18 protein-coding genes and 1 pseudogene are annotated in these 21,649 nt (G+C 68.7%); 10 read left to right on the top strand and 9 right to left on the bottom strand.

Features of this window, described 5'->3' with window-relative positions; translation table 11 throughout:
* Positions 1 to 37 precede the first annotated feature (37 nt).
* Together KEG57_RS12775 and KEG57_RS12770 are read left to right on the top strand one after the other, a co-directional pair.
* Positions 38 to 1,105 (top strand): hypothetical protein, encoded by a 1,068-nt coding sequence (locus tag KEG57_RS12775; RefSeq protein ID WP_272419833.1) that lies wholly within the window; start codon positions 38 to 40, stop codon positions 1,103 to 1,105.
* Positions 1,106 to 1,157: 52 nt separating this feature from the next.
* A complete protein-coding gene (locus KEG57_RS12770) occupies positions 1,158 to 2,192 on the top strand; it encodes a CapA family protein (protein WP_272419834.1) in 1,035 nt (344 codons plus the stop codon).
* A 3-nt stretch (positions 2,193 to 2,195) separates the two neighbouring features.
* Here KEG57_RS12770 and KEG57_RS12765 read toward each other — a convergent pair whose 3' ends face one another.
* Genes KEG57_RS12765 through KEG57_RS12755 form a run of 3 tightly spaced genes read right to left on the bottom strand, consistent with a single transcriptional unit; the run spans position 2,196 to position 6,243 of the window.
* Positions 2,196 to 3,194, bottom strand: coding sequence for a hypothetical protein (locus tag KEG57_RS12765; protein WP_272419835.1), 999 nt, complete (start codon positions 3,192 to 3,194; stop codon positions 2,196 to 2,198).
* Positions 3,195 to 3,223: 29 nt separating this feature from the next.
* Positions 3,224 to 4,579 carry a DUF1552 domain-containing protein gene (locus tag KEG57_RS12760; RefSeq protein ID WP_272419836.1) on the bottom strand — a complete coding sequence of 452 codons (1,356 nt, stop codon included), beginning with the start codon at positions 4,577 to 4,579 and terminating at the stop codon, positions 3,224 to 3,226.
* The gene (locus KEG57_RS12755) at positions 4,576 to 6,243 is read right to left on the bottom strand and encodes a DUF1592 domain-containing protein (protein ID WP_272419837.1); all 1,668 of its coding nucleotides are present in this window, start codon (positions 6,241 to 6,243) and stop codon (positions 4,576 to 4,578) included. The genes KEG57_RS12760 and KEG57_RS12755 overlap by 4 nt, the downstream gene beginning before the upstream one ends.
* A gap of 156 nt (positions 6,244 to 6,399) precedes the next feature.
* Between KEG57_RS12755 and KEG57_RS12750 the strand changes: the two genes are divergently transcribed.
* Both KEG57_RS12750 and KEG57_RS12745 read left to right on the top strand, forming a co-directional pair.
* Positions 6,400 to 8,109: a radical SAM protein gene (locus KEG57_RS12750; protein WP_272419838.1), complete on the top strand. Its 1,710-nt coding sequence runs from the start codon at positions 6,400 to 6,402 to the stop codon at positions 8,107 to 8,109.
* Entirely contained in the window at positions 8,106 to 8,657 is a 552-nt protein-coding gene (locus tag KEG57_RS12745; protein WP_272419839.1) for a CAP domain-containing protein, read from the top strand. The genes KEG57_RS12750 and KEG57_RS12745 overlap by 4 nt, the downstream gene beginning before the upstream one ends.
* Here the strand turns inward: KEG57_RS12745 and KEG57_RS12740 are convergent, their stop codons facing one another.
* Positions 8,658 to 9,443, bottom strand: coding sequence for a CBS domain-containing protein (locus KEG57_RS12740; protein ID WP_272419840.1), 786 nt, complete (start codon positions 9,441 to 9,443; stop codon positions 8,658 to 8,660). It lies immediately after the preceding gene.
* 196 nt (positions 9,444 to 9,639) lie between these two features.
* On the opposite strand from KEG57_RS12740, the gene KEG57_RS12735 reads away from it, so the two are divergent.
* The 3 genes and pseudogenes from KEG57_RS12735 to KEG57_RS56065 all read left to right on the top strand — a co-directional run.
* Positions 9,640 to 10,236 carry a DUF4382 domain-containing protein gene (locus KEG57_RS12735; RefSeq protein ID WP_272419841.1) on the top strand — a complete coding sequence of 199 codons (597 nt, stop codon included), beginning with the start codon at positions 9,640 to 9,642 and terminating at the stop codon, positions 10,234 to 10,236.
* 147 nt (positions 10,237 to 10,383) lie between these two features.
* A complete protein-coding gene (locus KEG57_RS12730) occupies positions 10,384 to 10,692 on the top strand; it encodes a CHASE3 domain-containing protein (RefSeq protein WP_443689957.1) in 309 nt (102 codons plus the stop codon).
* Between the two features lie 94 nt (positions 10,693 to 10,786).
* Positions 10,787 to 10,981, top strand: a pseudogene (locus tag KEG57_RS56065) (methyl-accepting chemotaxis protein); the annotation flags it as partial.
* 81 nt (positions 10,982 to 11,062) lie between these two features.
* Here KEG57_RS56065 and KEG57_RS12720 read toward each other — a convergent pair.
* The 4 genes from KEG57_RS12720 to KEG57_RS12705 all read right to left on the bottom strand — a co-directional run bounded on the left by KEG57_RS12720 (position 11,063) and on the right by KEG57_RS12705 (position 18,090).
* Positions 11,063 to 12,700 carry a glycosyl hydrolase family 28-related protein gene (locus tag KEG57_RS12720; protein ID WP_272419842.1) on the bottom strand — a complete coding sequence of 546 codons (1,638 nt, stop codon included), beginning with the start codon at positions 12,698 to 12,700 and terminating at the stop codon, positions 11,063 to 11,065.
* Between the two features lie 16 nt (positions 12,701 to 12,716).
* Positions 12,717 to 13,424 carry a diacylglycerol/polyprenol kinase family protein gene (locus KEG57_RS12715; RefSeq protein ID WP_272419843.1) on the bottom strand — a complete coding sequence of 236 codons (708 nt, stop codon included), beginning with the start codon at positions 13,422 to 13,424 and terminating at the stop codon, positions 12,717 to 12,719.
* A gap of 80 nt (positions 13,425 to 13,504) precedes the next feature.
* The gene (locus KEG57_RS12710) at positions 13,505 to 14,362 is read right to left on the bottom strand and encodes a response regulator (protein ID WP_272419844.1); all 858 of its coding nucleotides are present in this window, start codon (positions 14,360 to 14,362) and stop codon (positions 13,505 to 13,507) included.
* Positions 14,363 to 14,595: 233 nt separating this feature from the next.
* On the bottom strand, positions 14,596 to 18,090 hold the full coding sequence (locus KEG57_RS12705) for a nitric oxide synthase oxygenase (protein ID WP_272458502.1): 3,495 nt from the start codon (positions 18,088 to 18,090) through the stop codon (positions 14,596 to 14,598).
* A 118-nt stretch (positions 18,091 to 18,208) separates the two neighbouring features.
* Between KEG57_RS12705 and KEG57_RS12700 the strand changes: the two genes are divergently transcribed.
* The 3 genes from KEG57_RS12700 to KEG57_RS12690 are packed head-to-tail and all read left to right on the top strand — an operon-like array spanning position 18,209 to position 20,440.
* On the top strand, positions 18,209 to 18,967 hold the full coding sequence (locus KEG57_RS12700) for an alpha/beta hydrolase (RefSeq protein ID WP_272458501.1): 759 nt from the start codon (positions 18,209 to 18,211) through the stop codon (positions 18,965 to 18,967).
* A gap of 49 nt (positions 18,968 to 19,016) precedes the next feature.
* Positions 19,017 to 19,838, top strand: a complete 822-nt coding sequence (locus KEG57_RS12695; protein ID WP_272458500.1) for a hypothetical protein — start codon at positions 19,017 to 19,019, stop codon at positions 19,836 to 19,838.
* A gap of 23 nt (positions 19,839 to 19,861) precedes the next feature.
* Positions 19,862 to 20,440: a DedA family protein gene (locus KEG57_RS12690; protein ID WP_272458499.1), complete on the top strand. Its 579-nt coding sequence runs from the start codon at positions 19,862 to 19,864 to the stop codon at positions 20,438 to 20,440.
* On the opposite strand, the gene KEG57_RS12685 is transcribed toward KEG57_RS12690, so the two are convergent.
* Entirely contained in the window at positions 20,385 to 21,257 is an 873-nt protein-coding gene (locus KEG57_RS12685; RefSeq protein ID WP_272419849.1) for a hypothetical protein, read from the bottom strand. The two genes, KEG57_RS12690 and KEG57_RS12685, sit on opposite strands and share 56 nt — an antisense overlap.
* Positions 21,258 to 21,649: the final 392 nt, after the last annotated feature.

Raw genomic sequence — 21,649 nt, 5'->3', positions numbered from 1 at the left:
TCTCGCGACATCGTACGTGGGCATGGGGAGGGGCGACATGTCGGACCCGACGAGTGCACTGCTCGGGCAGCTTCCCCCGGTGGTGGAGCTGCGTGACATTGGTTTGTCCTTCACGCTGCCCCGCGGCAAGAACCTCAGCCGGACGTGGATCCGCGAGCTCCGGACCGAGCTCGCGAGCCGCGTGCGGCTCAAGATCGCGCAGGATCGGCTGACCTTGCGCTGTGATCCGCCGGTCGTGGTCGACGCATTGTGGCCCGCGAAGAACATGCTGTTCGGGGGCGCGGACGTGCGGTTTACGGACGCGCGCATCGAGGCGTGGGTCTCGCCGATCGATGGCCCCGGCGAGGGGCTCCTGGATTTCACGGGCGAGGCCAAAAAGCAGATCGTGGAGATCATCGCCGCGGGCCTCTCCGGCACGAAGATGGCGAGTCCAGGTTACGATCCGATGCGGGACGAGGCCGCGCTCGCGACGCTCGAAGCGATCGCCGACAATTTCCGCAAAACGCCTTCGAGCGGCGCGTCGGACGTATCGGTCGCGGATCTCGGCGATCCCGCGGCCGAGGCGACGCTCGCGCTGCGCGAGCCGTTCGTGCACGAACAGAACGGGACGGGGCTCTCGGTCGCGGCCGGCGGGGCGATCCACGTGGAAATCAAGGGGAGCGGAAACCTCGCGCGGATCGCCGCCGGGAGCTCGAACGCGGAGCGCGTCCGCGCCGCGAACCTGCAATCGATCACGATCACGAGCGAGGCGCTCTCGGTCGTTCAAGGCGGGAGCCCCCTCGTGGAGCTCGGGTGCATTCGTATCGATCGCGGCGGGGCCGTGACGCTGTCGCGGCTCAGGTTGCGCGGGACGCTCGAGGAAGTCGCGGGGCTCGAATCGCTGGTGCGCGTGGTCGCGGGGGTCGTGCGTTTCGCCGGGTACGAGGTGGCGCTCGACGCGGGGATCGCGCTCGCGGCCAAGGATCCGGCGTCCGAGGCCTCGATCGTCCCGGGGCTCGTGCGCAGCAAGATCGAGGAGGTGCTGGCCGAGGGCGTTCGGCGGCTCGTGCACGAGCACGCGGAGGTGATCCCGGGGCTCGATCTGCGGGACGTCCTCGCGGTGTGAGCGCTCCAGAATGTTTCGCGCGACCGGGGGGATGGTGTAGGCTTTCCCCTGAATGCAAGCGCGCCGCGCCTCGGCTCTGACGCTCCTCGGGCTCGTGCTCGCGGCGGCGTGGTTTTCGAGCGGCGCGTCGGGGGCGCCGGGTCGTCCCGTTCCCCTCGCGAGCGCGATGCCGCGGCCCGCGCCGCCGCCCGTTTCCCTCGAAACGCCGCCCGCAGCGGACATGCCGCGCGCGACCGTCGCTTTCGTGGGCGACGTGTCGATGGCGGGTGGGGTCGCGGCGGTGATCAAGAAAGGTGAGGAGTCGGGGTTTCCTTTCGCGCACGTGGCCGAGCGGCTGCGGTCGTACGATCTTCTCGTGGGGAACCTCGAATGCGTGGTCACGTCGCAGGGGGAGGCCGCGATCCCCGAGCCGCTGGTGGCGCCGCTTTCGGCGCCGCGTCTGCTTCTGGATGCGGGCTTCGATATGGTGTCGGTGGCGAACAACCACACGCTCGACATGTCGGAGGCGGGGTATTTCGAGATGCTCGAGCGCCTCGATTCCGCGGGTTTGGGCCATTTCGGGACGACGCAGGCGAGCCCCGCGCGCGAAGCATTCGTGGTGCGTGAGGTCGCCGGGGTGCGAATCGCGCTGATCGGTCACGTGGATCGAGGTGCGCCCCGGTCGCGGCAGGACGTGGAGCGGGCGCGGGAGCGCGCCGACGTGGTGATTGTATTCGTGCACTGGGGGATCGAATACGCGCTCACGCCCTCGAAGTATCAGCGCGAGGCGAGCCGCGCGCTCATCGACGCCGGCGCGGACGCGGTCATCGCAGCGCACGCGCACGTGGTGCAGCCGGCGGAGCGATATCGCGGGCGGCTCATCGCGCACGGGATCGGGAATTTCGTGTTTTCGGGGATGACGCGGCCGGGGAGCCGTACGGGGACGCTCGTGGAGCTCGACGTGACCCGGAAGGGGATCACCGGACATCGATTCTTGCGGGTTGCGATCGACGATCGCGGCGCGCCTCGTTTCGTGGGGGAGCCGAGCGAGGAGCCGTCGCTCGATCCGCCGGGTCCGCGGCCGTTGCCGCCGATGGCCGGAGAGTAGGCGTTACGTTCGCCGTCTGCGCCGCGCGGCGAATGCGAGGGCGCCGAGGACGGGCAGGAAAAACCCGGAGGCATCGGCGCCGCCGGGCGCGCCCATCGTGCATGCGCCGCTGGAAGGTTTGTCCGGTGTCGATTCGCCGCCCGCGCCGCCTTCGCCGCCCTCGCCCCAGCCGCCGCCCGCGCCGCCGGCGCCCGACGACGAGGAGCTCGCGCCGCCGGGGACGACGGGTTGCGGGTCGTCCACGAGATAAAGCGCGCCACGAAGAAAAAGCACGGGCCGCGGGCGCAGCGGCGTTCCCTCGACGAGGGCAACCACCTCGGCCGCGGGGCGCACGGAAGCCTTGCCGAGGTCGAAGCGCCAGGTCGCCGCGACGCCCGGCGAGACGAGCCGGCGCACGCCGCCGTCGACGAGCCAGGTTTGTCCAGTGCCGTCGTCGGCCTGGATGAGCTCGGGTTTGTCAGGGATATCCGGGCCCTCCGGAAGGAGGTCGGCGTCCGCGGCGGGCAGGGGCAAGAGGTCCCAGAACGAAGAGAATCGCCAGGCGTCGTACGTGGGGGCGCCGACGACCTTGCGGCGCACGCCGGATTGCGCGGCGGGCGGGCACTGGAGCGTGCGGGGGCTGTTGCCGAGCACCGGATTGCCCTCGCCGCCGGTGTCGATGCCATAGGCGTAGACGTCGCGAGCATTGCCGTCGTGCAGCGCGAGCGGGGAGGGGGCGAAGAAGCCGTGCTCGCACGAGCCGATCGCAGCGCAGAGATCGTCGCGGTGGACGTTCGCGCGGACGGCAATGGCAGGCGCGCCAGGCGTGCCCGCGGGGACGCCGTAATAGACGTGGACGTCGATGGGCTGGTTCGGGACGTCGGGATCCTGGGCCCAGCCCGCGATGGAATCGCATCCCGCGTTGTCGAGGTATCCCGTGGGCTGGGCGGCGACCGCCAACCGCGGGACGAGGAGCGAGCACGCGAGGAGCGACGCCGCGGCGCCGAGGGTTTGGAGAGACAAGGGGTGATGGGAACGCAATGGCACGCGCCTCACACGAGGATGTCGCCGAAGGCTTCGGAGGTTTCGCCGCCGTTCCAGCCGAAGCTCGGCGTCTCCAGGCCGACGCCGCGCAGCATGGTGACGTGGGCCTTGCTGTAATTGCCGCCGGGATCGCGGACGTGGACGTTGCGGCGAATCTTACCATTGGCGCCGCCCGCGAGGACGCAGGGCATCTCGGCGACGCTGTGCTGATAGCCTTCGCCGTATTCGGAGAGGCCAAAGACGAGCGCGCGATCGAGCAGTGTGCCGCCCGTCGGCTCGACGACGGCCTGGAGCCGGCCGAGGAACGCCGCGAAGGCCTGCATTTGATACTGGATGCCCGCGCGCGCGTGCTCCCAGGTGCCCTCGTGGACCGTGGCGTGAAAATCGTTGGGCACGCCGAGGTTCGAGAAGACGTGGGTCGTCGCGGGGGAGCTCAGCATGAACGAGAAGACGCGCGTCATGTTGCAGGCGAGCGCCGAGGCGAGGAGCGAGCCCATGATTTCGGTCTTCGCAATGAGGTCTTCGTTCGGCGCGGGTTTGCCCGGGGGCGCGCAAGCCTCGCCCGAGAAGTCGAGGCGGTTCTTGACGGCATTCAGGTGTTCGAGGTGCGCCTCGATGCGTTGCTTGTCAGCCGCGCCGACGCGGTTCGAGAGGCGCTTCGCGTCCTCCATGACCGCGTCGAGCAGGAGCGCCCGGCGCTTCAAGCCGGCCGTATCCGCCGCCACGCCGAACAGGAGATCGTAGAGCTGGCCGGGATCGAGGATCGGCGGGTTCAGGTCGTCGGGGCCATTGTACGAGATCGCGTTCCAGTGGCCGTAATCGTGGAAGCGCGCGGTGCTCGCGCCGAGGATGAGGGAGCGGAAGCGCGGGCTTTCCGGGCCGTAAAAGGCCGGGTGTTTCGCGACGTACTGGTCGAGCGTGGGGCGGAGCGCGGTGAGCGTGTGCGAGGGGTGATCGAATCCCTCGGGGCGTACGCGATCGCCGGTCATCGAGACCATGAAGCCACGCATATGGCCGTCGCTCTGGCCCGGCGGGGTATCCGGCACCGCCGTGTGCGGGGTCAATCCCGTGACGACGCTCGGCTGGTATGGCGCGAGGGGCGCGAGGAGCTCGCTCGGCGCGTAATCCTTGCCGGTCGCGGAGGGCGTCCAGATGTCGGGATGGCCGGCCTGGGGCGCGCCGTGGCCGTCGTGCCAGGGCAAACCGCCGCCCCAGAAGAAGATGCCGAAGATCGGCCCCGTGGACGCGGCTTCAGCGCCGCGCGCGCCGAGCATCGCTTCGAGGGTGGGCAAGGCGAGTGCGACGGCCGTGCCGCCCACGGCGCCCCGGAGAAAGGTTCGTCGGGAAAGGGGCGTGGTCTTCACGGGCTCTCCTCTTCGCCGATGTAACGGAACGCGTCGTGGGCGACGAGCTCGATCAAAAGGGTGCGGAAATCGAAGGATGCGCCGGCGAAGCGCGAGGCGAGGTCTTCGAGCGCGAGGCGCTCGCCCTTCGTCTCGATGCGGCCCTGCGCGTGGCGATAAAGCTGCTGGACCATGCAACGGCCGACGCGGGGCTCGGTTTCGAGGACCGTCGCGAGCTCGCGCGCGTTCGCGAGGGGTTTGCCGTCGAGGTCGCCGGAGGAATCGATCGGCAAGTCGCCCTCGAAGACGGTGCGGTAATACCCCGACGAGTCGAAATGCTCGAAGAGGAAGCCGGGCGGGTCCATGAAGGTGTGGCACGCGGCGCAGGCGGGGTTCGTGCGGTGCGCCTCCATTTGCTCGCGGACCGTTTTGGGTTCGCCCATCGGCGGATCGAGGGTCGTGTCGACGCCCGGAGGCGGCGCCGGGACTTCGAGGCAAAAAACACGCTCGCGGACGTATTTGCCACGCGCCGTGGGCGAGGTGCGGGTTTCGTGGGCATTCATGGTGAGGAATGCGCCGAGCGTGAGGATGCCCGCGCGCGGGCTATCCGCGGGCAGCTCCACCGGGACGAACGTGTCCACGCTCGCGCCGGGGGCCTCGATGCCGTACAGCGCCGCGAGGTCCGCGTTCACGAAGGTCTTGCGGGTGCTGAAGATGCTGCGCGCGTCGCCGCGGCTTTCGAAGACGACGTCCTCGACGAGCATTTCGACCTCGCGGCGCATGGCGTCCTTGATGGTGGGCGTGAAGTACGGATACGCAGCCGGGTCGCGCTGGATGCCGTCGAGGCGGCCGAGGTCGAGGTATTGCCGGAAAAACGCCTGCATGGCCGAGCGCGCGCGGGGATCGTCGAGCAGGCGCTCGGCCGCCGCGGCGATGCCCTCGGGTTTGTCGAGCTCGCCCTTTTCGGCGGCGTCGAGGAGCGCGTCGTCGGGGCCCTGGTTCCAGAGGAGGAACGAGAGGCGCGTGGCCATTTCGTAGCCCGTGAGCTTGCGCCGTCCGGGGGAAGCATCGTCGGGGGCGCCGACCTCGACACGATAAACGAAATGCGGGGACTGGAGCAGGCCTGAGACCGCGAGGCGCAGGCCCTCCCACGCGCTCGGATCCGCGAGCGTCTGCGAGACGGAGACCCAGCGAGCGACCTCCTCGTTCGTGAGCGGGCGCCGGAAGACGCGTCGGCCGAAACGACGCAGGAAGCCCTCGACGCAGGCATCGCCGGGCGCGGCGGGCTCGCAGCCGACGAACGCCGCGCGCCGGGCCGGGTCGGCGAACGCATGACGCGTGATGGCGTCGGCGGACTCCTCGTACTGCTGGACGCCGAACTCGGAGAGCGTCGTGCTCGATGCGCCGATGTTGTAGAAGAGGAACGGCTTCGTGTCGTCCTCGAGCGGCGCCTGGGGCATGCTCGCGCCAAACAGCTCGACGAGCGTATTGCGGTACTGCGCGGCCGTGAGGCGGGGGAGCGCGGGCGCGGCGAGGACGAGCGACTCTTGTTCGGTCGTATCCTCGTCCGCGTCGCCGATGACGCCGACGCATGCGGTGAGCGAAGCGCCGAGGACGGCGATTGGGGCGAAAAACCCGAGCCACCGCGCTCGGGATCGCCCAGGATGCGGACGTCTTTGGACCATGGCCTTCGGCGAAGGGTACAGCGGAGCCGGCGGGCAGGGAAGAGACAAGAGAGGGCCGTTGTCCAGGCTTCCGGGGCGCGGAGACGTTCCAGGTGAAGAAGTCCCGCGAGGTCGGAGGGGCCTGCCGCGCGGCGCAGATTCGCGTATGGTGGCCAAGTGGTTTCCGTTTCCGTGACGTTCTTCTACCGGCCCGAGCGGCCCGCGGCGTTCGTTTCGCTCTGCGGGGAATGGTCGGCGTTTCGCCCGACGCCCATGGCGCGGCGCGGCGACGGGTCGTTCGAGGTGACGATCGAGGCCGCGATCGGGGTGTACGAGTACAAGCTGCACGTCGAGGGCGCGCGCTGGGAGCTCGATCCGGAGAATCCGCGGACGCGGTCGCGGGGCGGGCTGCGGAACAACGTGCTCGTCGTGGGCGGCGCGGAGGAGCCGATCCTGCACGCGCCGGTGAGCCCGTTCGTGGCTGTGGAGGAGGACGGGCGGCTTTGCATTCGCTCGGCGCTGCGTCGTGGGCACGGAGAGGGCCTCGTCGTGCGGTGGGACGAGGGCGCAGGGGCGCGCGAAGAGGCGATGCGGGTTGCGGCGGAGGAGGACGAGCACGTCGTGTTCGAGGCGCGGCTGCCGGCGTCGGCGCGGCGCGTGGCGTACGTGTTTCGATTGGAATCGGGGCGGCTCGTCGGGCGCGCGGGTGGGGCGGGGCAATGGTTTTTGATTGCGCGGCCTGAGGCGCCGAAGGGCGCGGGGCGTGGGGAGGGAGCGGCGGGCATTTCGATCGAGGGGAATGCGGGGCCGGAAGCGTCCGGGGATGCGTTTCGCGCGGGGCGCGTGGTCGCGCCGCTCCCGGTACGGCTTTACGTCACCGTGACCGAGCGGTGCAACCTGCGTTGTGCCCATTGCATCACGGACGCGCCGGAGAAGACGCGGAGCGGGAGCGCACGGACGATGCAGCCGTGGCTTCTCGACGCGCTGCGGGAGCCGTTCGCCGCGGCCGATTACGTGGGCTTCGTGCACGGCGGCGAGGCGATCGTGGCGCCCATGTTTCCGGAGGTGCTCGCGACGATCCAGAGGGCGCGCGCAGGTCGTCCGGGCCGCACGGACGTGCATTTGCTGTCGAATGGAATGTTGCTCGACGAGGGGCGGTTCGACGCGCTCTGTGATCTCGGCCTGACGAGCCTCTCGATTTCGCTCGACGGCGCGACCGCGGCGACGAGCGACGGGCTCCGGATCGGCGGGCGGTTCGCGACGATCGTGAAGAACATCGAGGGAATGCTGCGGCGTCGCGCTGCGCGCGGGGTCGACGTGCGGATCGGGATCTCGGCGGTCGTGACTGCTTCGAACGTGGACGAATTGCCCGCGCTCGGAAGGCTCGCCGCTTCGCTCGGGGTCGATTGGTTGAAGGTCGAGGAGGTGTTTCCGTGCACGCCGCGAGCGCAGGTCGAATGGATCGATCCGCGGGGCGAGCGGATCTCGCGGGCCGTCCGTGCGCTCGGCTCGATCCTCGCGCCCGCGGGGGTCGTGCTCGTGGACCACCTCGATCCCCGCGGCGATTGCCCCTGCGCCGCCGGCGACGACCCCGCGTTGCGTGTTTTCCGCGCGGCCGACGATTTCGCCAATCGCGCACGCTTCCTGACGTGTCGCATGGAATGGGAGCAGGCGTGCATCGACCCGGACGGCACCGTGCATCCCGTGGCGTACGAGGCGCCCGCGATCGGATCCCTCGCGTCTTCGCCGCTCGTTTCGCTCTGGAACGGAGAGGTGATGCAGGACCTGCGTCGTGCAGCGCTTTCCAGGACCCCCGCGCCGATCCGGCGCGCGTGCCCCGAGGTGGCTTGCGCCCCGGCGGCGCGTCATGCAACGATCGGCCCATGAAGCGCTTTTCACCTTTCTATGGGCTCGTCCTCGTTTCTTTCCTCGTGGCGGCCGCGGGCTGCTCCGACGACGAAGGATCCGGCGACAGTAGCGGCAACACGAATGGCGGCGAGCCGGCCTCGATGCAAGGGATCACCGAGGCCCACAACGCGGCGCGCGCGTCCGTCGATCCGCCGGCCCCGGAGCCGCTGCCGCCTCTCGTCTGGTCGCCGGAGCTCGCCGCCGTCGCGCAGGCGTACGCGGAGAACTGCGTCTGGGAGCACAGCTCGAACGACTACGGCGAGAATCTCTACGCCAGCTCCAACAGCTCGACCGCGGAGCAGGTCGTCTCGAACTGGGTGGCCGAGAAGGCCGATTACATTTACTCGTCGAACGAGTGTTCGGCCGTGTGCGGCCATTACACCCAGGTGGTCTGGGCGAAGACGACGAAGCTCGGCTGCGGCATGGCGAAATGCAGCAAGGGCTCGCCGCTCGGCGGGGGAGATTGGGAGTTCTGGGTCTGCAACTACGATCCGCCCGGCAATTACATCGGGCAGAAGCCGTATTGATCAGGTCGCGGCGAGGACACGGGCAAAATCGAGGCCCGTGATCACGCCGACGAGCTCGCCGTTCTCGAGCACGAGCACGCGGCGCGCGCGCGATTCGAAGGCGTGCGCCGCCGCGCGGTAGAGCGGCGTCTTCACGTGCTGCGTGAGGATGCCGTAGTTCATCACGTCCTCGACCTTCGTCGAGGGATCGAAGCTGCGCGCCGCGAGGGCCTCGACCTGCGTGAAGACGCCGACCGGGTGACGATATTCGTCGACGATCACGAGGCCCGTCACGTGCGCGCGATCGAGCCGCGAGGTCGCCTCGGCAATCGTGGCCGTGACGGGGAGCGAGATCACGGGCTTCGTCATCACCTCGCCAATCGACCCTTCGAGGCGGAGCGCGCGCACGGAGGAGAGCACCTCTTCGATGCTGAAGACGCCGACGAGTTTGCCCTCCTGCTCGACGTACACGCGATGCACGCGCTCGTCGGCCATGACACGCGCCGCCGCCGTCACGGGCGCGTTCGGCGAGACCGTGATGACGCCCTTGTGCATGTGATCCGAGACGGGTTCGGTGGGCAGGTCGATCGGCTGGATGCCCGCGAGCGAGGCCGGTTGCAGGCGGCCGATGCGCAGGAGATCCGTTAGCGAGACGACGCCCAGCGCTTTGCCCGTTCCATCGACGACGGGCGCCGACGAGATGCGTCGCGACGCGAGCAAGAGGTAAGCCTCATCCACGAGCGTGTCGGGAGTCACCGACAGCACGGGGGATTTCATCAGCGTCGAGACGAGAAAGGGCGTGGTCATGGTGGCGGCGCCTGGCAAGACGTTTGCCAAGTCATATACAGGGCCCACGTCCCGCTTGTCGAGCCCCTTTGTGCAACCTTTGCGTGATGCGTGCAACGGTTGCGTTCCGCCGGCAAGAGACGAACACGGATTCTTCATGAAACTTTACACGACCGTCATGAATCCTGCGTAGGCTCGTTTGCAAAAGGAGGCGCGTATGGTTTCGTTTCGTTCCTTGGGGCTCCTCGCGGTGACGTCGGTCGCGCTCGCGGCCTGTGGTGGCGGGAGCACGGTCGCGATCGAACTCACGGATGCTCCGGTGACCCTGAACTCGATCGAAAAAATTGAGGTATCGTTCGGAAAAGTCGATGTGCAGAGTGGCCATTCCTGCCACGGCGGGGGTGCACACGACGCCCGCGCGGGCCGCGAGCGGGAAGGGAAGTGGACGACGGTGAACGAAAACGCCGGCACGTTTGATTTGCTGTCGTTGCGGGATGGCGTGACGGCGCCGCTCGGCGAGGTCGAGGTGGGAGGCGATGTGCGGGGCATTCGCCTGGAAATCGACGCCGCAGGGAAGAACCAGGTGATCCTGAAGGACGGGACGACCTGCGCGCTCGATACCTCCGGCGTGACCGAGGCGACCTTGAAGATCGCGGAGAGCGCCGAGCCCATCGAGGTCGCGCGCGGCGGGCGCACCACGATTGTCGTCGATTTCATCGCAGAGGAATCGATCGAGGAGGTCTCCGCCTGCAACTTCCGCCTCACGCCGGTGCTCGCCTTGAAGAGCGTCACCCACGAAGACGACGACTCCTGATCTCGAAAAGGTGTGTCCCGGTACACGCCGACGCACAACGCGAGATTCGCCCCACCCCGACCTGCCAATCGGAAACATTTTTACGGCGCATTTCGACACCGAGCGTGTACCGTGAGGTCCTGACCGCGATTTCTCGAGCCGTACCAAATGGCGAGCCAGGTCGTCGACGGCGACATCGCCGAGGTCGCGCGCCTGACCCTCGATAATCAGCGCCAGCGCCTTGTGGACCTGCGTCCGCTGGTGGCGCGGCAGAAGAGCTACCTCGCGAGCGTCATCGATCTCCGCAGGCGCGAAGGGCTCGAGGCGGCGGCAAAGGTGGTCGCGACCGGCAACGGCAAGCGCACGATGGACACCATCCGCCGGCACATCGACGAGATGATCATAAGGAGACCGCAGCGACCCAACAAGCGAGCTCGACGAACGAGCAGGTCGCGACCTCGCAGCAGGTGTCGGTGACGATCCGCGAGCTCACTGTCACGTCGCGTCAGATCGCCGAGAGCGCGAGACCGTCGAGGGGACGCGCAAGCAGGTCGATCTGGTCGTGACGCACATGCTCGGCTTGAACCAGCGATCGCAGGAGATCGGGGGCATCGTGGACATCATCCGCGAGCTCGCCGAGCAGACGAACAACCTCGCCATCAACGCGACGATCGAGGCCGCGGGCGCGGGTGACGCAGGGCGGCGCTTCGGCGTGGTCGCGGACGAGAAGCACCTGGTCGAGCAGGTGCGAGGCGCGACGAACGCGACCGTCATGGCCACGGAAAACGGCGCGAAGGCGGTCGAGGCGAGCACGCGCAGGTTCGCGGACGTGGGCGCGAGCTCCGGCCTAGCGAAGTCGGGCGCGGCGGCGGCGGAGCTGATCTTCGTAGAGCGAGGGCGGGTCGAGCGTGTCGCCCTCGTCGAGGGCCTCGACCCAGTCGACGGGCATCGTGCCTTCGGCCATGGGCAGCGGCGACGCGGTGGTGACGTAGAGGCCCTCGGTCCCAATGACATACCCCGTGCCGAACTGGAGCGAGCGGAGCGCGCCCTTGCCGCGGTTGTTCCAGAGCACGTTCTCGGTGCCCGTGTGCCCGGCGCCCGTGCTCTCGTCGCCGCGGTTCACGATGGAGAAGCCGTCGTCGAAGGTCGAAGCGTCGATGAGGTTCGCGGTGGCGAGCGAGTGGTGGAACTCGGACAAACCCGTGAAGCCCGAGGCGTCGTTCATGTCGGTGAGCGATTTCCCGTTGCGGCTCTTTCCGCGCAAGAAGACGCAGCCCGTCGTGCCGAAGCCCCAGTTCTGGATGAAGTTGTGCCGGCCGCCGTCGCCCTCGCTGTCCGCGACGAGGATCTCGTTCGAGCGCCGGATCTCCAGGAGATAACCATTGCCGCCGCCGCCGCGGTTCTGGGCGAGGCCGAGCGAGACGTGGTCGACGGTGACGCGCGTGGCCTCTTCGAGGAGGATGCCGCCCGAGGCGAGGTGCGCGCCGCTGCCCGGGCCCTCGGCGGGCGCCGTGGGCGAGGGGAACGAGGCGACGTCCTTGATCCAGCAGTCGACGACGCGCCGGAGGTCGATCGCGTGCACCTGCGACTCGGCCCAGGCCTCGGCCCAGGAGACGGCGTTCGACACGCCGAGCGACTCGACGCCGCACTCGCGGATGAGGCCCGTGACGCGGCGCAGGCTCGCCCCGTCGCGCAGCTTCGCCGGGTATCGGAGCGGCGCGTCGAGCGTGATCCGGTGCGGCGTCTGGGCCTTGTCGACGGCGACGACGGTGCGGCGGAAGAAGGGCTGCCACGTGTCGTTGAAGGCCGTCCACGTGCCCGTCATGCCGTGCTCCTCGATGAAGGCGGGCGTGATGACAAAGCCGAGGAGGACGTCGTCGCCGGGCGCGAGGTCCTCGGCGTTTTCGACCTCGACGACGTCGGCGCGCGAGATCGCGTCGGCGGCGAGCGGGAGCTCGAGGTTCGGCTCGGCCTTGCCCACGAAGGCGAGGTGCGCGTCGTAGCTCATGCCCGCCGATCGCGTGAAGTGGAGCCGCGACTTCGCAGGGCCCGCGCCGCGCAGCACGACGCCCGACGCGGCGACGACGAGCTTGTCGTCGATCCGATAGAGCCCCTCGGGGAACGTGACGATCCCGCCGCCTTGGGCCGCGGCCTCGTCGATGGCGGCTTGCACGGCCAAGGTCGCGTCGGTCTGTCCGGTGGGATCGGCGCCGTGCGTGACGACGTCGAAGGTCGGCGCGGCCGCGGGCGCGCCGGGCGGGGCTTCGGCGTGGTGGTAGCCCGCGTAGGAGAAGTCGTGGAGGAAGTGGCCCTCGGCGTCCGTGAAGGAGGGCGTCCAGTCCTCGGGGTAGAGAGCGCTGCGGAAGGAGGCCGGGCCTGCGTCGGTGCCCGCGTCGGGCGCGGGCGGCGCGTCGGCGCCGGGCGGCTCGTCGCTGCACGCGGCGAGGCAAGGGAGGAAGGCGAGCAAGCCGAGGAGCGGGCGCATGGGCGCCCAGGATAGATCAGGACGCCGGGACGAACGCGCCCGCGATGGAGGCGGCGATCGCGACCGTGACGGGGATCGTGAAGTTGTCGTCGAGGCGTGAGGAGACGAGCTCGGCGATTGCGCCTGCGGCCGCGCCCGCGGAGGCGATGAGCAACATCGCGGGGAGCGGCAGACCGTGGAAGGCGGTGAGCGTTGCGAGCGCGGCGAGCGTGCCGACGGCGAAGAAGCCGAGCGTGCCTTCGAGCGAGCGGTTCGCAAGGATCTTCGTGCGCCCGATGCGCCGACCGATGAAGCCCGCTGCCGGATCGGCGAGGCCGAGGACCACGACGCCGAGCTCGGCCGCCTGGAAGGGCGCGAAGATCGACAGGCCGACCAGGGCCGTGAGGTACCACGTGGACGAGTTGACCCGGTGCCGCTCCATCGGGTGCGCGACGCGCGCGAAGAACCGCATGAGCCGCTCGTTGACGGCCGGACTCAGGCGCCTTGCGATCTCGCAGGACCAGGCCCACACGGCCAGCGATACGCTCGCAGCGATCAGCCACCCGCGGCTCGGCACGATGCGGAGCATGACGAGCGCAAGCAACGCTGAGGCGACGTGGAAGAGGCTGCGCGTCCAGTTTTCGGGCCGGGCGGGCGGCATGGGCGCCGGCGCAGGCACCGAGGGAAAAGGCACCGCAGGAAGCTCGATGTCGAGCGCGGTCGGATCGACGGTGGACTTGGACAAGGCAAACGAAGGCTACCCGCCACCCTCGCCCACGAGTTTCAGCTTTCTGTCATTTCGGTGAGGGTGAACCCACCAATGGTTCAGGCGCCTCGCGCGAGTCGACGCACGGCGTCAATGGTGGTGATCGGAATTTTGCTGCTCGACGACACGGAAGACGGGGCATCCTCGACCAGCCTGTGCATCATGACTTCGGCCACGGTGCTCGGCTCGATCGTGCGAGGCATGACCAGCGCGGCAGCGACGGCCGAATTGCGCTTTGCCGCCGCCACGGGCGGCCAGGTGGCCGAGGGGGAATCGTCGAGCACGATCATGGGCACGCCGTTCGGTTGCTTCGAGCGGAGGAGGCCGAGCACGCGGAGGAAACATCGCCGGTCGACCACGGCGCCGTCGACGCCCGCGCCTTCGAGGTCGAGGAACTGCGCGGCCTGGTCGACGCTCTCCAGCGAGACGACGTCGCAGCCGTGGCCGATGCGCAGGACCTTCTCGAGCGCCTCGCGCAAGCCGGCGTCGGCGTCGACGACGAGCACACGCCAGGCGCGCGGGGCCGCCTCCGCCTGCGGATTGCCCGTGAGGATGTGGGCGCGGCTGATGAGGAACGATTTCGAATGGGGTTTGCCCACGAAATCGTCGGCGCCCACGCCAAGGCCACGCAGTCGCGAACCGAACCGCGCGTCGCTCGAGAGGATCATGACCGGCAGGCGTTCGAGCGCCGGATCACGACGGATCTCGCGCAGAAGGTCGATCCCGTCGCCATCGGGCAGGAGCACGTCGAGGATGGCGAGGTCGAACGGGTCACGCTCGCGGTACTGCGCGAACGCGCGGCGCGCGGCATCCAGCGTGGGGACGGGTGTGACCCGGAAACCCGCCTCGCGGAGCTCCGCCGCGATGACCATGCGAACCGTGGTGCTGTCATCGACGAGAAGGACGTGCGGAGCCATTGAAGCGGACCTCCCGGTGAATCGTATCCCAGCAAGCAGCCTACATGGTTTTCGCCCGTTGCATAGTCTGTCTCGACACGTCTACGAAACAATAGGCAGGAAAACTACGCTACTCCATTGAGAATTCCGTAGGGTAACCCCCTCTTACGCCGGAATAGTGCTGATTTGTGGCATCATGCCAGTGCGATGACGCATGTCCCCGTCAGAAATTCGTCGTCCGTAATGGCGGAGGATCAACTGGGCGGCGCCCAGGCCTTCGGCTGATAGAAGAGGTTCGGCTTGAGCATGACGTCGGGGTGGTGGTCTTCATCCATGTGGAACACCGACGTCGCGCTGCCGCCGATGGGCGGGACGATCCAGCTCCAGCGCATGTGCACGCAGCGGCCCTGGCCCTGCTCGGCCTGGGCAAACTGCACGAAGTCCTCGGCGGCCGTGTGGTGGTCGACGATCTTGACGCCTGCGCGCTCGAACGAGTGAACCACGGCCCGCACGAGCTCGACCTGCGCGCGATCGCGCCAGAGCGAGGAGGCGCGCTGCGTGTCGAGGCCGAGCCGCTCGGCGATCGCGGGGAGCATGTTGTAGCGATAGGGGTCGCTGAAGTTACGCGCGCCGATCTCGGTCGCCATGTACCAGCCGTTGAAAGGCGCGGCCGGGTACTTCACGCCGCCGATGTCGAGCAGCAGCTCGGACACGGCCGGAAGCGCGTACCAGCGGAGCCCCAGCGAGGCGAACCACGGGAGATCCGGGTGCACGAGCGGCACCTCGCGCACGACACGCCGCGGGATCTCCATCCACCGCGGCTCGCGGCCGGGGAACTTTACGATCAGCGGCAAGAGGTCGAAGCGTGTGCGCGGGCCGCCTTTCCAGCCGAGCTCGAGCGCCTTCGTGGTGAGCTCGACGTTCGCCGGATCGCCGGTGATGGTGCCATCCGGGTTCGGGTAGCCCGCATATCGCAGAAGCTGGCCGTTCCAGATGCGTGGACCCTCGCCCGCGCGATTCGCGGGGGCGAGCACGGTCATCATGGCGCGCAGATTCCCGCCGTGCGTGGCGAGCTCGATGTGCTCGACGAGGGCCGAGAGGATCTCGTCTTCGTCCGTGAGATGGCGCATGTCGCGCACTTCGAGCCCGTTCCAGAAGAGGCGACCGATGCAACGGGTGGCGTTGCGCCAGGCGAGCTTTGCGCCGAAAGAGAGCTCGTCGTAGGTCTGGACGTAGGTACCCGTTCGTTCGAGCTCGGCGGAGACCTGGGCCCATCGCACCTCGAAGGCCCGCGGCGCGCCCTTTTCCCGGTAAAACTGGGCGAGATAGGCCCGCGCCTCCTCGGCGACGCCCGTATCCTGTCCCGCGACGACCGGTGGAATGACGCCGATCCCATCCTCGCGGTGGGTGCCGTGTGCGAAAGGACAAACGCCGTCCGTGCGTGATTTGGAGGAAGCCGGCACCGACGAGGGCGGCGGGGGGACGCTCGGCGGCCTCACGGGAGGCGGCGCGGCGGGGGGCGCGGAGGAGCCCGGCGCATAAGAGATATTGACGGCCGGCGGGGGTTTCGGGAGCAGGCTCGCGGGAAAGGAAGGCGGCAGATGCAGCGGCGGCACGTGCACGGAGGGGGGCACGATGGTCGCGGGCGCGAGCAAGGAAGGCCTGCGGCCGGGCTGCGCGACGACGACGTTGCCCGCGATGAATTCCTCGATGTGGAGGTGCGTATCGAGCACGCCCTGTTCGAGCAGGAGCTGGCTCATCGCGCGGAGATAGGGAATCGGGCCGCAGAGGAACCATTCGGCGTCGGGATGGGCGTCGACGAGCGAAGCGACCTCGGCGGCGCCGAGCCGGCCCCAGACCTCGGTGAATCGAATGCGCGCCGTGACGTTCGGGCTCGCGGCGGCGAGCGCGTGGAGCTCGTCGGCATAAGGGGCCGAGGCGGGGCTGTGCGCCGAGTAATCGACGTGGACGCGGCGGGAGCCTCCAGTTTTGCGGATCGCGCGGCACGCGGCGATTGCGGGCGTCACGCCGATGCCGGCGACGAGATACACGACCGGGCGATCGTTCGGCGGCATCGTGAAATGGCCGCCGGGTGCCGAGATGCGGATGAGCGCGTCCTCGGGGCGGCGCTCGAAGAGCCAGGTGGAAAACACGCCGCCCGGGAGCCGCTTGACCGTGATCTCGTAATGGCCGCTCGACGTGGGCGCCGAGAGCGTGTAGGGCCGCTCGATGAAGCGGCCGTCGATCTCGGCCTGGATGACGATGTGCTGGCCCGGCTCGGCGTGGACGACCTCGCCGTCGCGAGGGACGAGGCGGAAGGCGCGCACGCCCGGACAAACATCGATGGCGGAGACGATCTCGGCCGAGGTCCAGGCACTCTTGCCGAGCATGTCGGCGATGCGGGGCAGGCACGCGCCGCACGCGCTGCCGGCGCGCGTGCGGTCGCGGATGGCCTCGGGCGTATTGCAGCCGGCGAGGATGGCGCGGCGGAGATCGCGCCGGCGCACGCGCATGCAGGTGCAGACGATCTCGTCGTCGGGGCGGAGCGAGGGCGGCGATTCGAGGTCGATGGAGCCCGTCTCGGTGAACGCTGCGCATTGCCACGGCGAAAGCGAGCCGCCTTCGAGGGCGAGCGCGAAGAGTTTTGGCAGATCGACCCAATCGCCGCGGGCGGTGAACGAGAGGATGCGGCCGTCGTCGGGCGTGACCACGATTTCGCGTTCGAGGCCGCGGCGCGCGTCGATGAACCGATATTTGCCGCGCTCGTCGGGCGGGCCTTCGAGCCCCGGCTCGCTGACGGCGAGGTGGTGCAGCTCCTCGCCCGGGACGTGGGAGGCGACGGCGTGGCGGCCGCGGGGCAGGTGATACAGCGAGGTGATGCAGGGTTTGCCCAGGAACCGGCCCGCGAAGATGGTGACGAATCCGCGGTGGGGCAGTTCGTACACGCTCTCCAGGCTGTCGAAATACTCCCGCAGCTCGGCGGATCGTTCGAGGATCGCGAGGAATCGATCGCCCGGGACGCGGAACGCCGTGACCGGTTCGTCGGCGAGGGCGGTGGCGGAGCGGGCCTCGCGGCGCAAAAGGCCCCGCTCGCCGACGCAATGGCCGGCCTCGACGCGTGAGAGGAGCTGCGGGCGCCCGCCTTTCTCGGCATAAACACCCACGGCCCCCGAGATGACGACGTATACGGCGTCGGCAGGCTCGCCCTGATAAAAAAGCGCCTCGCCGCGCTCGTACGTGACGAGCGTGGCGCCGAGACCGTCCTGTTCGAGGCCCTCGGCCCCCCCAAGCTCACGCAGCGCTCGAAACAGGCTCGACTGCTGCACGAGCCGGTCGCGGAGCTGCGATTCGCCGAGGCGCACGAGGGCCTCGCGGCGGGGGTGGTCGGTCGGCAAGGCATTGCGGAAATCCTGGGCGGCGATACGGGCCACGGCAACGGGGCCCGTCGCGCGCACGGTGGCCGCCCTTCGCCCGCCTGCGCGGCCGAGCAGAGCTTGCTCGCCGAAGAGTGCGCCGGGTTCGAGGCGCGCGAGGCGGATCACGCCTCCGCCCGGCCGTGCGCCGAAGACCTGGCAAATGCCCTCGACCAGGACGAAGGCCGCGTCCCCGATTTCACCCTCCCGCACGATCTGCGCGCCGGATTCGTACCGCTGGACGACGATCCGCTCGAGCAGGGCGCTCGTCGCCTCCTGCCCGAGGCCTTCGAGCAGGCCGGCCTCGCGGATCAAGCCTTCGATTTCATGGCTCATTATCGATACGTCCCTTACCATCCATGCGCGCGGCCTCGCAAGACCGCCGAAAATGTGGAACAACACCGCGCCCTCGCGCGGCGCATGTGTGTCCTGTACGCGCGATCTCGATTACCTCATGTCCGCACCTACCGTTCATCTCCTCGGCCCGTTTCACGTCCCCGGCCTTTCGGCGCGCCATGTGCGCGTGTACGTCCCGCCGCGACGCACGCCGGGCAAGCCGCCCGTGCTCTACCTTTTCGACGGGCAGAACCTCTTTCACGACGAACCCTCGTTCGTCGGCGGCTGGCACCTGCACGAGGTCGGCGCGCGGCTCGCGGCCCGCGGCGAGCGCGTGCCCGTCATCGTGGGCATCGACCACGGCGGGCACGAGCGCATCGAGGAGCTCTCGCCGTTCCCCACGAAAAGTGGTCCCGGAAGGCTCGAGCTCTTGCTCGACTGGATGCGCGGCGGGCTCGGGCCCCAGATCGAACATCATTTCGGTGTATCCACGGATCCGGCCGACACGGGCGTCGGTGGCTCCTCGATGGGCGGCCTCGCCGCGCTTTACGTGCACCTCCGCGCGCCCGATCGGTTCGGCCTGGCGATGAGCATGTCGCCGTCGCTGCAGATCGGGCACGGCGCGATCTTCGACTGGATCGATTCGCAGCCGCGCCCGCGCGTCTCGCGCATTTACCTCGACGCGGGCGCGCTGGAAGCGGGCGGCGGCCTCTTGCGGGCGGCCGAGCGCCTCGCGCACAAGTTCGTCGAGCGAGGCTACGATCCGTATTCGCTCAAGTTCGTCGCAGCAAAGCGCGGTGCCCACAACGAAAAGCACTGGCGGCGGCGGGCGCCCGGCGCGATTCGATTCCTCTTCGGCCGGAAGTGGCGCCGCTGATCGTATTTCCCCTTGCCGGAGGCGCCTTTCGCCAGTATCGGAGAGCCTCATGCGCTCTGCCTGCCTTGCCTCCGTCCTCGTCGCCCTTGCCTTCGCGCCGTCCGCGTTTGCCCAGGCCGTCCCGGGCCCGCCCGATGCGCCCGCGGCGCCGCCCGGCGCCCCGCCCACGCCGGGGCAGGACCCGGCGTCGCCGAAGGTGCCCGAGGCCGCCGAGCCCACGGCGCCGCCGTCCGGCATTGCCAAACCCGAAGAGCCGCCGCCTCCTGCGCCGCCGCCCGCGGCGGAGCCGGCCAAAGAGCCCGCGCAGGAGCCGGGAAAAGGCACGCCGCGCATTCACATCGAGGCGGATCGGCCGGGGGTGAAGCTCCTCCGCATCTCGGGGGTGGTCTCGGACCGGGCGGGCGAGGGGATCTTCGTGCGCACGGCATGCGAGGCGCCTTGCGACCGCATCGTGGACGGGCGCAAGGATCAGGTCTTTTTCTTCGGCGCCGACGGAATGGTGCCGTCGCGGGGATTTGTCCTGTCGAACGTGGGCGGCGACGTCGTGGCGCACGTGAACGGCGGGAGCTTCTTCGGCAGGCAGCTCGGCTTTCTTTTCGGCGGCTTCGGGGGCGCGGCCGTCCTCGGCGGCGCGATCATGCTGGGCATTGGGTACAGCGCCGATGGCGCGACGCTGAACAACGAGGGAAAGGTGACCCAGGGGGAAAACAGAGCGCTCACGACGGGCGGCTTCGTCACGCTCGGCGTGGGCGCGGCGATGGTGGCGACGGGGATCACGCTCGTCCTTTTGAACAAGACGGAGATCAAGCTCGTGCAAGCGACGCCGAAATCGGCGGGCGTGCGGCTTCAAATGGGGCGCATCGTGTTCTGAGCGGGTGACGCCACGGGGGGGACGTGGAACATCTGATCGAGACGTACGGGTACGTCGCCGTGCTGATCGGCACGTTCTTCGAGGGGGAGACGGTGGCGATCCTCGGGGGCTTTGCGGCCCACCAGGGGCATCTTCGGTATTCGCTCGTCATGCTGACGGCGTTCGTCGGGTCCGTCCTGGGGGACCAGTCCGCGTATTTCCTCGGCAGGCGTTATGGGCGATCCTTCGTGGATCGGCGACCGAAGCTCGGGCCGCACATCGCGCGGGCGACGTCGCTCCTGGAGCGGCACCCGGTGCTCTTCATGTTCGGGTTCCGCTTCCTTTATGGTCTCCGCAACGTGGCGCCGGTCGCGATCGCCCTGAGCCGGATTCCGATGACCCGTTTCCTCGTGCTGAACGTGATGTCGGCGGCGCTCTGGGCCGTGATCGTCACAGGGCTCGGGTATCTGTTCGGGCAAGCGGTCGAGGCGGCGTGGGGAAAGCTCCACGCGTGGGACGAGCGGCTGGCGATGGGCGCGGTGCTCGCGGCGATTTCGGTGTTCGGGTTCAATCTGCTGCGGGAGAGGGTGCAGCGGAGGCAGAGGGCGTCGCGGGGGCGGTGAGGCGGGGCGGGAAGCGCAGGGCGAGGTAGACGACGCTGAAGAGCGCGAAGGCGAAGACGGGGAGGTTGCGGGAGAGGTCGATGGGGGCGTAGGCGGTGCCGTAAGCGTCTTCGTAGTCGCTTTTCAGATGCGTGAAATTCGTGAATGCCGTGAGGGTCTGACCGATGAGGCCCATCGACACGAAGGCTCGCCAGTTGTTCCGCAGTCCTGCGATACCGGCGTAGCCCAGCAAGACCACCATCGACAAATCCGCAAACACCCAGGCACAGTTGTGGTCGTGGGTGCCTTCCTGGGTCATGTGCCTACCCACCGTGGGCGCGATGTCGAGCGTCATGGCGATGGCTACGAGGAGGAAGCCCCCTTGCAGCACCCTGAGCGCTGGGCCGACGGACTCTCGGGGGGCGAACCCATGGACGTCGGGAGGATACTTCCGACAGAGGTAGATGAGGATCGCTTCGGAGAGCGCCAGGCTCGCGAAGTTCCAGGCAAGGTACTCGGGGTGGTTGCTCGAGTGAAACATCGAGCTGGGAAGTGCCATGTCGAGGAAGTACACGAACGCGCCGAACGCACTGATCGACTTGTATACGACCGCAAGCAGGACGAACGCCGACCAGAGGCCACGCCATGCGACCACGCACGCGCCCCATGCCAGCGGAAGGAGTGTCGCGCTATAAAGTAGATCGAAATGGTCGAAATTCCCGCGATTCACCCAATACGAGCGAGCTGCCGAGCCGGTCGTCAGCACCGCAAAGACCACGAAGAGACGACGCAGCCAAAGGAGATCCTTCGCTGGTCGCGCGTTGATGTGACCGATCACTGGCAACCCCCAAAGTCAGCTTTCTTTTCGTTGAGGCATCGGTCGAGTTGCGTCGAGCAACAGGTTCGACAACGATCGCACTCGCGCCCCTCTTTGATACAGGCATGCTTGTAGCATGCGTAAGCGCAATCGCTGTGCGCGCGTTTGCATTGTTCCGGGGTCGGGTCGGATTGACAACCGTCCGTCATGGCGCAGGCAACCCGAACGTCCGGCTGTACAAGCTCAGCCCAGGTCTCTGCGACCACCGGCGGGTCGGCCTGCAACGCAGCCGGTGCTCGTCCGTTCTCAACCAGTGCATGGGCGCCAGGGAGGAAGCTGAGCACGACCAAAACTGCCACGACCCCCGCGACGCCGCCACGCACACGTTGCCCGATGTTCCCCATGCCCCACCT

The sequence above is a fragment of the Polyangium jinanense genome (assembly GCF_028435365.1).
Note: the sequence above shows the minus strand (reverse complement) of the source record. Positions and strands in the feature narration are given on the sequence as shown.

Coding starts and splice junctions, on each gene's coding strand:
- KEG57_RS12775 (WP_272419833.1), top strand. CDS start 38: ATGTCGGACCCGACGAGTGCACTGCTCGGGCAGCTTCCCCCGGTGGTG.
- KEG57_RS12770 (WP_272419834.1), top strand. CDS start 1,158: ATGCAAGCGCGCCGCGCCTCGGCTCTGACGCTCCTCGGGCTCGTGCTC.
- KEG57_RS12755 (WP_272419837.1), bottom strand. CDS start 6,243: ATGGTCCAAAGACGTCCGCATCCTGGGCGATCCCGAGCGCGGTGGCTC.
- KEG57_RS12745 (WP_272419839.1), top strand. CDS start 8,106: ATGAAGCGCTTTTCACCTTTCTATGGGCTCGTCCTCGTTTCTTTCCTC.
- KEG57_RS12740 (WP_272419840.1), bottom strand. CDS start 9,443: ATGACCACGCCCTTTCTCGTCTCGACGCTGATGAAATCCCCCGTGCTG.
- KEG57_RS12735 (WP_272419841.1), top strand. CDS start 9,640: ATGGTTTCGTTTCGTTCCTTGGGGCTCCTCGCGGTGACGTCGGTCGCG.
- KEG57_RS12730 (WP_443689957.1), top strand. CDS start 10,384: ATGGCGAGCCAGGTCGTCGACGGCGACATCGCCGAGGTCGCGCGCCTG.
- KEG57_RS12720 (WP_272419842.1), bottom strand. CDS start 12,700: ATGCGCCCGCTCCTCGGCTTGCTCGCCTTCCTCCCTTGCCTCGCCGCG.
- KEG57_RS12710 (WP_272419844.1), bottom strand. CDS start 14,362: ATGGCTCCGCACGTCCTTCTCGTCGATGACAGCACCACGGTTCGCATG.
- KEG57_RS12705 (WP_272458502.1), bottom strand. CDS start 18,090: ATGAGCCATGAAATCGAAGGCTTGATCCGCGAGGCCGGCCTGCTCGAA.
- KEG57_RS12700 (WP_272458501.1), top strand. CDS start 18,209: ATGTCCGCACCTACCGTTCATCTCCTCGGCCCGTTTCACGTCCCCGGC.
- KEG57_RS12695 (WP_272458500.1), top strand. CDS start 19,017: ATGCGCTCTGCCTGCCTTGCCTCCGTCCTCGTCGCCCTTGCCTTCGCG.